At 31.1% G+C, this 13,247-nt stretch carries 13 protein-coding genes, 1 pseudogene and 1 riboswitch; of the genes and pseudogenes, 7 read left to right on the forward strand and 7 right to left on the reverse strand.

Translation table 11 applies throughout. From position 1 onward, the window contains the following. Positions 1 to 5 precede the first annotated feature (5 nt). Positions 6 to 2,099 (reverse strand): RNA degradosome polyphosphate kinase, encoded by a 2,094-nt coding sequence (locus tag L8W57_RS00715; protein WP_133318726.1) that lies wholly within the window; start codon positions 2,097 to 2,099, stop codon positions 6 to 8. A 227-nt stretch (positions 2,100 to 2,326) separates the two neighbouring features. On the opposite strand from L8W57_RS00715, the gene nrfH reads away from it, so the two are divergent. Continuing rightward, positions 2,327 to 2,821, forward strand: coding sequence for a cytochrome c nitrite reductase small subunit (gene nrfH / locus L8W57_RS00720; RefSeq protein ID WP_039618639.1), 495 nt, complete (start codon positions 2,327 to 2,329; stop codon positions 2,819 to 2,821). Between the two features lie 16 nt (positions 2,822 to 2,837). Then, the gene (locus tag L8W57_RS00725) at positions 2,838 to 4,655 is read left to right on the forward strand and encodes an ammonia-forming cytochrome c nitrite reductase subunit c552 (protein ID WP_133318725.1); all 1,818 of its coding nucleotides are present in this window, start codon (positions 2,838 to 2,840) and stop codon (positions 4,653 to 4,655) included. Positions 4,656 to 4,682: 27 nt separating this feature from the next. On the opposite strand, the gene thiC is transcribed toward L8W57_RS00725, so the two are convergent. The 3 genes from thiC to rpe all read right to left on the reverse strand — a co-directional run bounded on the left by thiC (position 4,683) and on the right by rpe (position 7,570). Beyond that, complete coding sequence (gene thiC, locus L8W57_RS00730) at positions 4,683 to 5,981, reverse strand: phosphomethylpyrimidine synthase ThiC (RefSeq protein ID WP_263661824.1); 1,299 nt, start codon at positions 5,979 to 5,981, stop codon at positions 4,683 to 4,685. A 43-nt stretch (positions 5,982 to 6,024) separates the two neighbouring features. Continuing rightward, positions 6,025 to 6,129: riboswitch (TPP riboswitch) on the reverse strand. Positions 6,130 to 6,161: 32 nt separating this feature from the next. Then, complete coding sequence (locus L8W57_RS00735) at positions 6,162 to 6,926, reverse strand: 3'-5' exonuclease (protein ID WP_263661825.1); 765 nt, start codon at positions 6,924 to 6,926, stop codon at positions 6,162 to 6,164. Then, positions 6,923 to 7,570: a ribulose-phosphate 3-epimerase gene (gene rpe / locus L8W57_RS00740; protein WP_220566854.1), complete on the reverse strand. Its 648-nt coding sequence runs from the start codon at positions 7,568 to 7,570 to the stop codon at positions 6,923 to 6,925. Before rpe ends, L8W57_RS00735 begins: the two co-directional genes overlap by 4 nt. A gap of 142 nt (positions 7,571 to 7,712) precedes the next feature. On the opposite strand from rpe, the gene rpmB reads away from it, so the two are divergent. The 5 genes and pseudogenes from rpmB (at position 7,713) to L8W57_RS07905 (ending at position 10,490) form a co-directional block, all read left to right on the forward strand. Then, positions 7,713 to 7,907: a 50S ribosomal protein L28 gene (gene rpmB, locus L8W57_RS00745; protein ID WP_012661734.1), complete on the forward strand. Its 195-nt coding sequence runs from the start codon at positions 7,713 to 7,715 to the stop codon at positions 7,905 to 7,907. A gap of 25 nt (positions 7,908 to 7,932) precedes the next feature. Further along, positions 7,933 to 9,060, forward strand: coding sequence for a potassium channel family protein (locus tag L8W57_RS00750; protein ID WP_220566855.1), 1,128 nt, complete (start codon positions 7,933 to 7,935; stop codon positions 9,058 to 9,060). Between the two features lie 51 nt (positions 9,061 to 9,111). Then, complete coding sequence (locus L8W57_RS00755; RefSeq protein WP_133318720.1) at positions 9,112 to 9,327, forward strand: YdcH family protein; 216 nt, start codon at positions 9,112 to 9,114, stop codon at positions 9,325 to 9,327. Between the two features lie 431 nt (positions 9,328 to 9,758). Beyond that, a pseudogene (locus L8W57_RS07900) lies at positions 9,759 to 10,043 on the forward strand (methyl-accepting chemotaxis protein); the annotation flags it as partial. A 99-nt stretch (positions 10,044 to 10,142) separates the two neighbouring features. Continuing rightward, a complete protein-coding gene (locus tag L8W57_RS07905) occupies positions 10,143 to 10,490 on the forward strand; it encodes a CZB domain-containing protein (protein WP_410689985.1) in 348 nt (115 codons plus the stop codon). A gap of 12 nt (positions 10,491 to 10,502) precedes the next feature. On the opposite strand, the gene L8W57_RS00765 is transcribed toward L8W57_RS07905, so the two are convergent. From L8W57_RS00765 to groES, 3 genes are all read right to left on the reverse strand, one after another. After that, positions 10,503 to 11,072 carry an NUDIX domain-containing protein gene (locus tag L8W57_RS00765; protein WP_263661826.1) on the reverse strand — a complete coding sequence of 190 codons (570 nt, stop codon included), beginning with the start codon at positions 11,070 to 11,072 and terminating at the stop codon, positions 10,503 to 10,505. A 128-nt stretch (positions 11,073 to 11,200) separates the two neighbouring features. Next, positions 11,201 to 12,838: a chaperonin GroEL gene (gene groL, locus L8W57_RS00770; RefSeq protein ID WP_070256698.1), complete on the reverse strand. Its 1,638-nt coding sequence runs from the start codon at positions 12,836 to 12,838 to the stop codon at positions 11,201 to 11,203. Positions 12,839 to 12,851: 13 nt separating this feature from the next. Beyond that, a complete protein-coding gene (groES, locus tag L8W57_RS00775; RefSeq protein ID WP_039626536.1) occupies positions 12,852 to 13,112 on the reverse strand; it encodes a co-chaperone GroES in 261 nt (86 codons plus the stop codon). Positions 13,113 to 13,247 lie beyond the last annotated feature (135 nt).

A 13,247-nucleotide genomic window follows, 5' to 3' on the forward strand; every position in this document is an offset into this window, starting at 1 on the left:
AAGGATTAGCTATCTCTAAAAAGCTTCGTTGCTAAGTGCGTCGCCCTGCTGTGATCAGTATCTTTTTTCAAGGTATTAAAAATTCTACTAATATACTCTTCTAAAGTTTGTTGAGAATTGTTGATTTTTTCTGTCTCATTTAAAACAACCTTACGATATCTTCCCTCGTTGTCTAACTCATAAGCTAAATCATTGTCGCTTAATTGTAGTTTTAAAATTTGAGCCAATTTTGCACGAGAATGCTCATCAAAAATAGGAGTCATTAATTCTAGTCTTCTTTCTAAATTTCTTGGCATCCAATCAGCGCTTGAAATAAAATAATTTGGTGTTGTATGTTTAAAATATAAAATTCTAGCATGCTCTAAATATTTTCCCACTATACTTCTGACTCTTATATTTTCACTATATCCTTTTACTCCAGGTCTTAAACAACAAATTCCACGCACAATAAGATCTATTTTAACACCTTTATTTGAAGCCTCATATAAAGCTTTAATCACATCACCATCTACCAAAGCATTCATTTTGGCTATGATTACTCCATCTTTTCCATAGCTTGCTTCAGTAGCTATCATATCTAAAATTCTTTCTTTGATTTGCTTTGGACTCATTGATAAAGTCTTTAAACGACGACTTTTGCTATATCCTGAAAGTATGTGAAAAAAAGTTGTAGTATCTTGAGAATATTCTTCTTTTGAAGTAAAATAACTCACATCAGTATAAATTTTAGCTGAACTTGCATTGTAATTACCCGTACTTAAATGATTATAAATTTTTAATTTATCCCCTTCTTTTCTAATCACTTGAGCTACTTTTGCATGCACCTTAAAACCAGTGATTCCATATACCACATGAGCCCCTGCATTTTCTAATGATTTTGCCCAATGCAAGTTATTTTCCTCATCAAAACGCGCTTTTAATTCTACCATTACAGTAACTTGTTTGCCATCGCTTGCTGCATCAATTAAAGCTTGAACTATGTTTGAATTTTTTTCTACTCTATAAAGAGTCATTCTTATAGAAACAACCTTAGGATCTTTACTTGCCTCTTTGATAAATTGATATACAGGCTCAAAACTCTCATAAGGCTGTATAGCCAAAATATCTTGTTTATCTATTGCACTAAATATAGATACATTATCCCCAAAAGGTGGTAAAATTTTTGGTGTATACATAGGATTTAGCAAATGTGTAAATTCTTTGTTGGAAATGATTTGCCATAATGAAGCTAAATTTAAAAGTATATTATACTCATAAATATCTTTATGAAAAATATTCATATGAGAACTTAAAAATTCAATCAACTGCTCATCTGCGCCTTTTTCTATTTGCAAGCGTATAAAAGCACCTTTTCTACGAAGTTTTAAACCCTGCTCTAAAATCAACATAAAATCATCAGCTTCTTCTTCTTCTATTTCCATATCTGCATTTCTAGTTACTCTAAAAGCAGCAGAAGATAAGAGCTTGTAGCCAGGAAAAATATGCTCAGTATGATAGCGTACTATACTTTCTATAGGCACATAAATATTAGAACTTACTTGATAAAATCTTGGTAAAACCCTAGGTATGCGTATCATGCCAAATTTTAAAAGTTCAGGGTGCATAGGATCACAAAGTTTTACCGCTAAAGAAAATGAAAGGTTATTTAAATGCGGAAAAGGATGAGTTGCATCAACTGCAATTGGAACTATCACAGGAAAAATATTAGAAAAAAAATGCTCATTACATTGCTGTTTTAAATCCTCATCAAGTTCTTCGTATGAGCGAATAAACAAATTTTCTTTTTCTAAATCTTGGGTAATTTTAGTAAAATACTGCTCTACTACATATTTTTCTTCATGTAGATAATTTCTAATAGCTTTAAGTTGCGCAAGAGGAGTCATTTCATCATTGCTTGTTGTGCTTATTCCTGCCACAAAAAGTTGTTTTAATCCAGCCACTCTTATCATATAAAACTCATCTAAATTTGTACAGTATATAGCAATAAATTTAAGTTTTTCAAGCAAAGGAAGATCTTTAGAGCATTGATCTAAAACACGAGAATTAAACGCAAGCCAAGAAAGTTCTCTGTTAATATACATTGATGGTTGAATTTGCATGATATACCTACCTTTATTTCTAGATATTTATATTTTAGTATTTCTTTCATTAAAATTTATTTTATTTGTATAATAGTAAATATAATTATATAAAAAAATAATACTTTTTTTATCTTATTAAAAAAATAATAAATGATTAATAAATATATATTTACTTTTTTGCCTTTATGGTGTTATATAATTATACACAAGTTCTTGTAACTTAAACTTCATTCAAAGGAGAGACTTTGAAAAAAGCAAACTCAAAACTTTTTGCTGTTTTCCTCTTCTTACTTGTAATTTTAGCAGGAGTTGGAATGTATACTTTCCATAATGCTAAGGGCACTTCTTATTTTAGCGATGCTAGTGAAAGCTGTAATAATTGCCATATTATGAACGAGGTTTATAATGATTATTTAAAAGCTTCGCACTCTAAAGAAGTTGATGGTAAACCAAGAGCAACCTGTAATGATTGCCATTTGCCACATAGCTTTTTTGAAAAATGGATTGCTAAAGCTCAAAGTGGCTTAGGACATGCTTATGCATTTACTTTCAAACTAGATTCTTTACCTACACATTTGAGTGCAAATGCAAAAAGTAAAGAAATAGTCCAAAATAACTGTATAGAATGTCACAAAGAAATTGCGAGTAACACTATCAACCCTACCCTAGATCCACATAAAGATAATGCTTTAAGTTGTGTATCTTGCCACCAAGGTGTTGGTCATAAGAGAGGATTTTAAATGAAAGGAGTATTTAATGAATAACAAAGGCATTTTATATAGTGCTATAAGTGCTACTATAGTAGCTATTGCAGGTGTATTATGGCTTAATCAGGACATTACAGCTAAAACAAATGATTCAGTAGGTGGGATCATTTCACAAGAAATTGTAAAACTTGGTGATGAAAATCCTACTTTTGATTACTGGGGAAAGAACTTTCCTGATTATTTAGACATGCACACAGCAGTAGAAAAACAAACACCTAATGCAACAGAATTTGGTGGAAATTTAGCTTATTCAAAGCTTATTCGCTATCCACAACTAACTGTTCTTTGGGCAGGTTATCCATTTAGCATTGATGCAAATGAAGAAAGAGGACACTTTTGGGTTCAAGTAGATCAAATGGATACAGCTAGAAATAATAAAGATTTCTTAAATGCACATGGTTTTACAGGATTTGGCGGTCAACCAACAGCTTGTATGAACTGCCATAGCGGATGGACTCCATGGCTTTTAAACAACACTGCAAAAGGTGATTGGGTAGCATTTAACTCTGCAAAATATTGGACTATGGTTAAAACTATCCCAGCTGTAAATGGAGCTAAAGAAAACTCACCTGAACACAGCGGTCCTCATGGTGGAAAAAGAATGGGTGTAACATGCGCAGATTGCCACAACCCAACAGATATGAGTTTAAGACTTACAAGACCAGCTTTAATTAAAGCATTAATTTCAAGAGGTTATGAAGCAGACGAAAAACAAGGTGTTAAAGCTTCAAGAAGCGAAATGAGAACTTTAGTATGCTCTCAATGTCATGTTGAATACTACTTCAAACCAACAGGCACTAAAGTGAAAACTATAGGCGAAAGTATTGCTAATGATAGTTCTAAAAAATGGTGGAATGGCACTCAAAAAACTTATGATGAGTTTGATTCTTGGAGAGATGGTAACAAGCCAATTGAAATCGAAGTTGATGGTATAGAGCTAGCATTTCCATGGAGTGAGTGGAAAAAAGGCGAGCCATTTAGAATAGAAATGATTGATGATTATTATGAAAAAAATAGAGAAAATTTTCCAAGTGATTGGGTTCATAAAATCACAAAAGCGCCAATGATTAAAATTCAACACCCAGAAAGCGAACTTTATAGTGGTGGAGTGCATGCTGCAAATGGTGTAAGTTGTGCAGATTGTCATATGCCTTATATTAGAAAAGGTGCAAAAAAAGTTACTAACCACAATATTACTTCACCTTTAGTTGATATTAACTCAGCTTGTAAAACTTGTCACACTCAAAGCGAAAGCTATCTAGCTAAACAAGTAAAAGATATTCAAAATTCAGTAGCCCATAATTTAAGAACAGCTGAATATTCTTTAGTAAGCTTGATTAAAGATATAGAAACTATTCGTGCAGAACTTGGAAAAATGCCTAAATTTCAAACTGATGGCAAAGCAGATGATGCTAAAATTTCGACTGAATTAAAAGAAGTATTAGAACTACATAGAAAATCTCAAATTAGAGCGGACTTTGTAGGTGCTGAAAACTCAACAGGTTTCCACAATCCTAGAGAAGCTTCGAGAATGCTTTTACAATCAGTTGATATGTCAAGACAAGGACAAACTAAGCTAGCAGAAATTGCAGCCAAAAATGGCATTAAAGATTTCAAAACTTCAAATTTAGGTTTTGAAGATATTCAAAAATTAAATCCAGGTGAAATTCACTATAAAGTAGATCTAAATGGTAATAAAGCAGGTGATCGCTACTATAAACACCAAGAAGTAAATGGTAATCCACCAGCAAAACTTCTTGAAGATGATAAAAATCTAAAACCTTATAATTATAAAGTAATAGATTAATCAAAATAAACCCTCGCAATCGAGGGTTTATTCTTTTATCAAACTTACATCCTCACCTTTTAAAATTTTATTCATAGTGTTCATAGCACACATTTTTCCACACATTGAACAAGAATTAAGTTCTTCAGGCTTTCTTTCATTAAACATTTTCTTAGCCTTTTCTCCATCAATTGTTAATTTAAACATTTTTTCCCAATCAATATCTTGTCTTGCTTTACTCATTTCATCATCTATTTTTCTTTCTTTGGGAAGCTTGGCTATATCTCCTGCATGAGCTGCTATTTTAGTTGCTACTATACCATCTCTTACATCTTCTAAATTTGGAAGTCTTAAATGTTCAGCAGGAGTTACATAACAAAGTATATCAGCGCCAGCTGCTGCTGCAACTGCTCCACCAATTGCTCCACTTATATGATCATATCCTGCACCTATATCAGTAACTAATGGTCCTAAAACATAAAATGGAGCTCCATTGCAAATTCTTTTTTCAAGTTGCATATTAGCTTCTATTTCGTTAATAGCCATATGACCAGGTCCTTCTATCATTACTTGTACATCTTGAGCCCATGCTCTTTTGGTTAGCAATGAAAGTTCTATAAGTTCAGCAATTTGAGCTCCATCACTTGCATCATGAGTACAACCGGGCCTTAGTGCATCACCCAAAGAAAGTGTCACATCAAATTCCTTACATATAGCAAGCAAATCATCATAATATTCATAGAATGGATTTTCAGCATCATTCATTTGCATCCAAGCATAAAGAACTGAACCTCCTCTTGAAACTATATTAGTAATCCTATCACACTCTTTAAAAACCCTAGCAGCACGAGAATTTATCCCTGCGTGAATTGTCATAAAATCCACTCCACTTTTAGCATGATGATATACTACATCTAAAAAATCTTTTGCTTTAATATCTTTTAAATCTTTTTCCAAAAAACCTACCGCATCATAAACAGGCACAGTACCTATCATAGCTTTTGAAGTAGCAATTAGCTCATCTCTAAAACGACTCGTTTTACCATAATTACTAAGATCCATAATAGCTTCTATATTAAATTTGTGAGCCAATTCTACCTTTTTCATCTCTTCACTATAATCTACACAATCATTTGAAACACCTAAATTCACATTTACTTTCGTTTTAAGTCCATAGCCAATACCATTTGGATCTAATGCTTTATGATTAATATTTGCAGGAATGATAATTTTTCCACATGCTATATTTTCAAGCAAAAAATCTTCACTTACTTGCTCTTTTTGCGCAACAATTTGCATTTGCTTTGTGAAAATTCCTTCTTTTGCATAAGACATTTGAGTTTTCATTTGAATTTATCCTTGAAATAAATTTGGATAAATGAAGGGTATGTGAGTAGTTGATAAATTATCCCAACGCTAGCATTACCTAGTTCTGGTGCGGTCTAAGCTTTTAGCTTACTCTCAGCCTGTATCACAAGCTCCCGTCATTTATGCAAAAGAAGTATAGCAATAAATACAAAACAAAGTTTATTTTTTTGTTTGATTTTTAGCTTGCTTGCTAAAATGTAACAATTCTTCAGTAGTTTTAATGTAAAAAGGAATTTTTTTAAGACAGTATTTTAAAATTTCACTTGCAGCCAAAGCATCACTTAAGGCTCTATGATGCTTACTTTCAATACACAAAAACTCTTTTAGAGTATCAAGACCGTATTTGGGACTTTCAATGCATTTTTTAGCTAAATCAATAGTACATAATCTTCTATTTAAAAGCACTCCAAAATCATTTTCATACATAGCTTTAGATATAAAATGATAATCAAAACGCACATTGTGTGCTACAAAAATGCTATCTTTTAAAAATAACTTAAAATCATTTAACACAGCTTTCAAAGAAGGAGCATTTTCTACCATATCTAAACTAATCCCAGTTAATTCTGTAATATTTTCAGGTATGCTTTCTACTTTTACAAAACTCTCAAATCTATCAATTTCTTTATAATTTTGAATTTTTACAGCACCTATTTCTAAAATTTGACCACTTTTTATCCCGCCAGTACTTTCAATATCTACAACACAAAATATCTCATCTTTTATTTTTGTATTTTTACTTTTTAAACACAAACAATTTTGTGCATTAAGCTCTACCCCTAGTCCTAAAAGCTCAAAAATATATAAATCAAAATCATAGTGGTTTAATTCTTCTATTTTTGCAAGTTCTTTTAAAACCCAAGGAAAAGGTTTGTTTTCTTTGCTTAGTTTGATGATTAAATCATCGATTTGTTGTTGGCTCAAAATTCAAGCTTTAAAGAATTAATTGCTGTTTTTTTATCTTGCGAAGAAAAAATATAACTACCCGCGACTAAAATATCAGCTCCTGCTTCATCCAAATCAGGTGCATTTAAGCCATTTACCCCACCATCAACCTCTATAAAAACTTTAAGATTTTTCCTATCTATCATTTCTCTTAACTGGCGAATTTTATTATACACCAAAGGTAAAAAACTTTGGCCGCCAAAGCCTGGATTAACACTCATTAAAAGCACCATATCTACAAATTCTAAAATATGTTCTATGCTTGAAACTGGAGTATGTGGATTTAATACAATAGCAGGATGAATGCCGTTTTTTCTTATATACTCACACACCCTAATAGGATGGTTTTCAGCTTCTAAATGAAAACTAATAAATTTTGGTTTTATAGGTATAAATAAATCTACAAAACTACTAACATTATGCACCATTAAATGCACATCTAAAGGTACTGAAGTAATTTTTGAAATATTTTCAATCACACAAGGACCAAAAGTAAGATTTGGCACAAAATGTCCATCCATCACATCAATGTGCAACAAATCAGCTCCCGCTTGAGATACTTCTTTAATCTCATTTTCTAAGTTTAAAAAATTTGCAGACAATAAACTTGGCGCTACATACATTATATATCTCCAATAAAATAAAAAATAATTTTATCATACTTATTATCAAATTTTCTTTATGTATTTTTAATAATATTTGATTTTTTTAAGCTTGCTTTAGATATAATGCTAAAAATTATTTTTATTTCATAAGGAAAAATTTATGTCAAGAATTTGCCAAATTACAGGAAAAGGACCTATGGTAGGTAACAATGTTAGCCATGCTAACAACAAAACTAAAAGACGCTTTTTGCCAAATTTAAGAACAGTTCGTATTACTTTAGAAGATGGAACTACTAGAAAAGTTAGAGTTGCTGCTTCAACTTTAAGAACACTTAAAAAACAGAGTAGCAAATAATCCTTAACATAAACGAGGAATTATTATGTCTTTTTTGAAAAAGCTACAAAAATTCCTCAATTGGTCCCCTTCTCCAAAACCTTCAATCAACCTCAATGACGAGCTTTACGAACAGCTTAGATTTTTAAGAATTCCTCTTATTGCTGTCGTAATAATGACACTAATTGGAGCTTTTGGTTATATGCTTACAAGTAATTATAATCTCAATGATGCTATTTACCAAGCTGGTATGACATTTACCACTTTAGGCTACACTGAAGTCAATCCCATACCAACAGCGGGTAGAATTTTTACCGTTATATATGTGTTATTAACTTTTACAATATTTACTTTTTGCATGGGTTTAGTGATAGAAATAGTAAAAAAAGGAATCTTGTCTAAAATAATCAAGGAGAGAAGAATGCTTCATAAAGTTGCAAGATTAAAAAATCATTTTGTAATATGCTATCACAATGATTTTACCATAGAACTAGCACAGCAATTCAAAGAAAATCACATTCCTTTTGTTGTTGTTGATGAAATAGAAAATTTTAGCGAGATAGCTGAAAAATATAATTATCCTTATTATATAGAAAGTGCCCCACATACAAATATAGCCTTTTTAAAGACCAATCTTTCTAGCGCAAAAGGTGTAATTACTCTTAGCAATAACATAGCAGATAATATAGCCATCATTGCTTCAGTGAGATTGTTTGAAAAAGAATTACAAAGAATCAATCCTTATTTTATACTAGCTAGCTCAAGCAATGAAGACGAAACTGAAAAACTCAAAAAACTTGGAGCAAATTCCATAGTTTCTGCTACAAAATTGGTCGCACAAAGACTTAGTGCTATGTCAGCAAGACCTGATATGGAAAATTTATTAGAAAATTATCTTTACAAAAAAAATAGCCCTATTGATTTAGAAGAGGTTAAAATTCCTGACGAGTCATGGGTGAGATTTAAAAGACTAAAAGAAATCCATTTAAGAGATATGGCAAATGTTAGCATAGTAGGAATTTTGGAAAATAAAAAATTTACCCCTATGCCAAGAGGAGACACTTTAATAGGCACTGGTGCAAAATTGTTAATCGTTGGTACAGCAGATAGTATAAAAATAGCTAAAAAGATTATTAAAAATAAACAAAAACCTGACGAGTTAAAATACATTTAACTTATTTAAGCTATAATCAATAACAATAAAATTTCAAAAAAGGAGGCTTACATGCTACATGAATTTAGGGATTTAATCACCGAGTTAAAAGGCAAGGATATGCATTTTGATAAGTTGTTTGAAGAGCACAACAAACTTGATCACAAAATCAAAGATGCAGAAGAAGGTAGAATTCATCTAGATAGCTTAGAAATAGCAAATCTAAAGAAAGAAAAGTTAAAATTAAAGGATGAATTAAATACTTATTTATCAAATTATAAAAAATAATTTCTACCGATTTTTTTAACTTTTAAGGATTAAATATGTTTGGAAAAAAAAGTCAATTATCACAAGACTTTGAAAATTTACAAAATAAAATCAAAGAACTAGAAGAAGAAAACAAAAGACTTCTTTCAGAAAAACAAGAATTAATTAAAAATTATGAAAAACAACTTCAAGGAAATTGCGGAAAAACTGAACTTGAAACAAATCTTTTGGAAATGCTATTAAATGGTGTTTTAAAAGGTATTGCAAATGTTCAAAGTGATATGCAGGAAAATGTTAATAAAGCGGAAATGATTTCTCAATATTCTGATTCCTCTTTAAAAGATATGCAAGAGTTAAATTCAATAACTCACTCTATCATATCTTCACTTCAAAGCATTATAGAATCAGCTAATCGCTCAAGAGATACAGCGGGAAATTTACACCGCAGCGTTGATGAGATCACTAATGTTATTAACTTAATCAAAGATGTATCTGATCAAACCAATCTTTTAGCACTAAATGCCGCAATCGAAGCTGCTAGAGCAGGAGAACACGGCAGAGGCTTTGCTGTTGTTGCTGATGAAGTAAGAAAACTTGCTGAAAAAACACAAAAAGCAACTTCTGAAGTAGAATTAAATATTAACCTATTAAAACAAAATGCTGATGAGATGTATGGACAAAGTGAACAAGTAGAAAAAGTATCATTAGAATCTAATGAGCATATAGTAAAATTCTCTAGTAATTTTGCTCAATTAATTTCTAATGCAAATTCAACTAGTTCTCACGCTAAAAGCATTACCTCTGAAATATTCATATCACTAGCAAAACTAGATCATATTGCATTTAAATTAAATGGATATAATGAAATTATTCATGCTTCAGGAAAAACTTTATCTGATCATTTAAGTTGCAGACTTGCAAAATGGATTGCTGGTATTGGCAAGGAAAGATTTTCTGGCGGAAGAACTTTTGGTAAGTTAAATTTACCACATCAAAAAGTACATGAAAATATGAACCAAGCCGTTGCTTTAGCACATAATGAAGATACAAGTGATAAACTAGTACAAAATCAAATTTTAGATAAATGCTCTAATGCTGAAAAGGCTTCTGAAGATTTATTTGGAATCTTTAAAGAAATGCTTGATGAAAAAGATCTAAATATTGAAAATAAAGAGGAAAAATAAAAAGAGGTAAGATTAATTCTTACCCTTAAACCATAAATACGCATACTCAAGTAAAGGAGTTTTTATAGGATTTTCTTTAGAAAACTTTTCAAAATCTTTTCTTTTTATCCATACTGCTTGGATATCTTCCCCCTCAATTCCACCACCATTACCAATTTTATCATCTTCATTAATTTCAGCAAAAAATAAAAATTGTCTACTAACACCTGAACCAAAACCTGTATAAAATTCCCCTATTTTTTCTACAACCTTAGGAGCATAACCTAGTTCTTCAATACATTCTTCTTTAGCTATTTCCTCTAAACTCAAATCTTTATCAACAAGACCTGAACAAAGCTCTATGCTAAATCCCATCTCGTTTAAATTTAAGTTATTGCGTTTTTGATAATCCCATAAAGGAATTCTAAATTGCTTTACAAAAACAAAAGAATTTTTTTGAGTATGATATAAAAAAACAGAAACACTATCTAATGCTTCTATAAAATCCCAAGTGTATTTTTTGTTATCTTTACCTATATAAGTATATCTTTTAGGTTTAATATATTTTGAGTTAGAAAATTGCTCTTCTTGTAAATTTTTCATGTAAAATCCTTATAATTTTACATCTATTATAACAAAATAAAACGAGTATGAAAAAATATGAAAGAATTTAAAAGAGTTGCTACAAAAAGCAACTCTATAAAGAAAGCTAAAGAATATAAAGGCGGTTATTACATCATACCACCCATGCCTCCCATACCACCCATGCCACTCATATCAGGCATAGCAGGTTTGTCTTCTTTAATTTCGCTAATTGTAGCTTCAGTTGTTAAAAGCATGCTAGCTACCGATACCGCATTAAGTAAGGCTACTCTTTCTACTTTAACAGGATCGATAATACCGCTTTCAAGCATATTTACATATTCACCTTTTGCAGCGTCAAAACCAGTATTTTCTTCTTTACTATTTTCTACTGTATTTACAACTACACCAGCATCAAATCCAGCATTTTCAGCAATTTGTCTTAAAGGTGCTCTTAATGCTCTTTCTACAATAGCTGCACCAATAGCCTCATCGCCTTGCAAATTCAAGCTGATTTTTGATTTTGCTTTGATTAATGCAGCGCCACCACCTATTACTATACCTTCTTCAACTGCAGCTTTTGTAGCACTTAATGCATCATCAACTCTATCTTTTTTCTCTTTCATTTCAGTTTCAGTAGCCGCACCAACTTTAATCACCGCTACACCGCCGCTTAATTTAGCTAATCTTTCTTGTAATTTTTCTCTATCATAATCTGAACTTGTTTCAGCAATTTGAGCTTTGATTTGGTTAATTCTTGCATCAATATTTGCTTTTTCACCTGCACCATTTACAATAGTTGTATTGTCTTTATCAATAATCACGCTTGAAGCTTGACCTAAATCTTGAATACTAGCACTTTCTAAAGTTCTTCCAAGCTCTTCAGAAATCACTTCACCGCCTGTTAAAATAGCAATATCTTCAAGCATAGCTTTTCTTCTATCGCCAAAACCAGGAGCTTTAACTGCTGAAATATTTAAAACACCTCTTAATTTATTTACAACTAAAGTTGCCAAAGCTTCACCTTCAATATCTTCAGCTATAATTAAAAGTGGTTTTCCTGTTTTTTGAATTTGTTCTAAAATTGGTAATAAATCTTTTAAGTTGGCAATTTTTTTATCAAATAACAAAATAAAAGGATTTTGCAATTCAGCTGTCATTTTTTCAGTATTTGTAATGAAATATGGGCTTAAATAACCTCTATCAAATTGCATACCTTCAACTACATTTAATTCATCATTGATTGATTTTGCTTCTTCAACAGTGATAACACCATCTTTTCCAACTTTTTCCATAGCATCAGCGATTAAATTTCCGATTTTCTCATCTGAATTCGCAGAAATTGTTGCAACTTGAGCTATTTCTTTTTTATCTTTAACTTCACGAGAAAGTTTTTTAAGTTCAGCTACTATAGCTTCGCAAGCTTTATCCATACCTCTTTTAACTTCGATAGGATTAGCACCTGCTGTAATATTTCTCAAACCTTCTTTAAAAATAGCATGCGCTAAAACTGTTGCTGTTGTTGTTCCATCGCCTGCTTGATCAGCTGTTTTACTAGCTACTTCCCTAACTAAAGAAGCACCCATATTTTCTAAAGAATCTTTTAATTCCACTTCTTTAGCTACACTCACACCATCTTTTGTGATAGTTGGAGCACCAAAACTTTTTTGGATTAATACATTACGGCCGCGTGGTCCCATAGTGACTTTTACAGCATCATTAAGTTTTTTAACACCTTCATAAAGTTTATTTCTTGCTTCATCTGAAAAAAATATTTCTTTTGCCATTTTTTATCCTTTTTTATTTAATAATCCCTAAAACATCTTCAACATTAAGAACTAAATACTCTTCATTATCAAGTTTAATTTCAGTTCCACCGTATTTTGCAAACATTACTTTATCATTTACCTTAATATCTTCTATTTCTTTGCTTACTGCAACAACTTCACCATTTAATGGTTTTTCTTTAGCATTATCTGGTATAATAATCCCAGAAGCAGTAGTTTTCATTTCTTCTAAGCGTTTTACTAAAATACGCTTTCCTAGAGGTTGAAAATTCATTTTTTATCCTTTCTAAAATGTGCCATTTTTAGCACTCTTTGTTTTTGAGTGATAGAATTATACATTAAAGAAAGTTAATTGTCAATAAATTAAGTAAAATATATCATATAAGTTTAGTCTATATCACTAAATTTA

The sequence above is a fragment of the Campylobacter sp. IFREMER_LSEM_CL1890 genome, from assembly GCF_025772045.1.
In the GTDB taxonomy this organism is placed as follows: Bacteria; Campylobacterota; Campylobacteria; order Campylobacterales; family Campylobacteraceae; genus Campylobacter_D; species Campylobacter_D lari_D.

Bases quoted from the DNA above. Each gene is read 5' to 3' on its own strand.
- L8W57_RS00715 (WP_133318726.1), bottom strand. From the start codon at position 2,099: ATGCAAATTCAACCATCAATGTATATTAACAGAGAACTTTCTTGGCTT.
- L8W57_RS00725 (WP_133318725.1), top strand. From the start codon at position 2,838: ATGAATAACAAAGGCATTTTATATAGTGCTATAAGTGCTACTATAGTA.
- thiC (WP_263661824.1), bottom strand. From the start codon at position 5,981: ATGAAAACTCAAATGTCTTATGCAAAAGAAGGAATTTTCACAAAGCAA.
- rpe (WP_220566854.1), bottom strand. From the start codon at position 7,570: ATGTATGTAGCGCCAAGTTTATTGTCTGCAAATTTTTTAAACTTAGAA.
- rpmB (WP_012661734.1), top strand. From the start codon at position 7,713: ATGTCAAGAATTTGCCAAATTACAGGAAAAGGACCTATGGTAGGTAAC.
- L8W57_RS00750 (WP_220566855.1), top strand. From the start codon at position 7,933: ATGTCTTTTTTGAAAAAGCTACAAAAATTCCTCAATTGGTCCCCTTCT.
- L8W57_RS00755 (WP_133318720.1), top strand. From the start codon at position 9,112: ATGCTACATGAATTTAGGGATTTAATCACCGAGTTAAAAGGCAAGGAT.
- L8W57_RS00765 (WP_263661826.1), bottom strand. From the start codon at position 11,072: ATGAAAAATTTACAAGAAGAGCAATTTTCTAACTCAAAATATATTAAA.
- groL (WP_070256698.1), bottom strand. From the start codon at position 12,838: ATGGCAAAAGAAATATTTTTTTCAGATGAAGCAAGAAATAAACTTTAT.
- groES (WP_039626536.1), bottom strand. From the start codon at position 13,112: ATGAATTTTCAACCTCTAGGAAAGCGTATTTTAGTAAAACGCTTAGAA.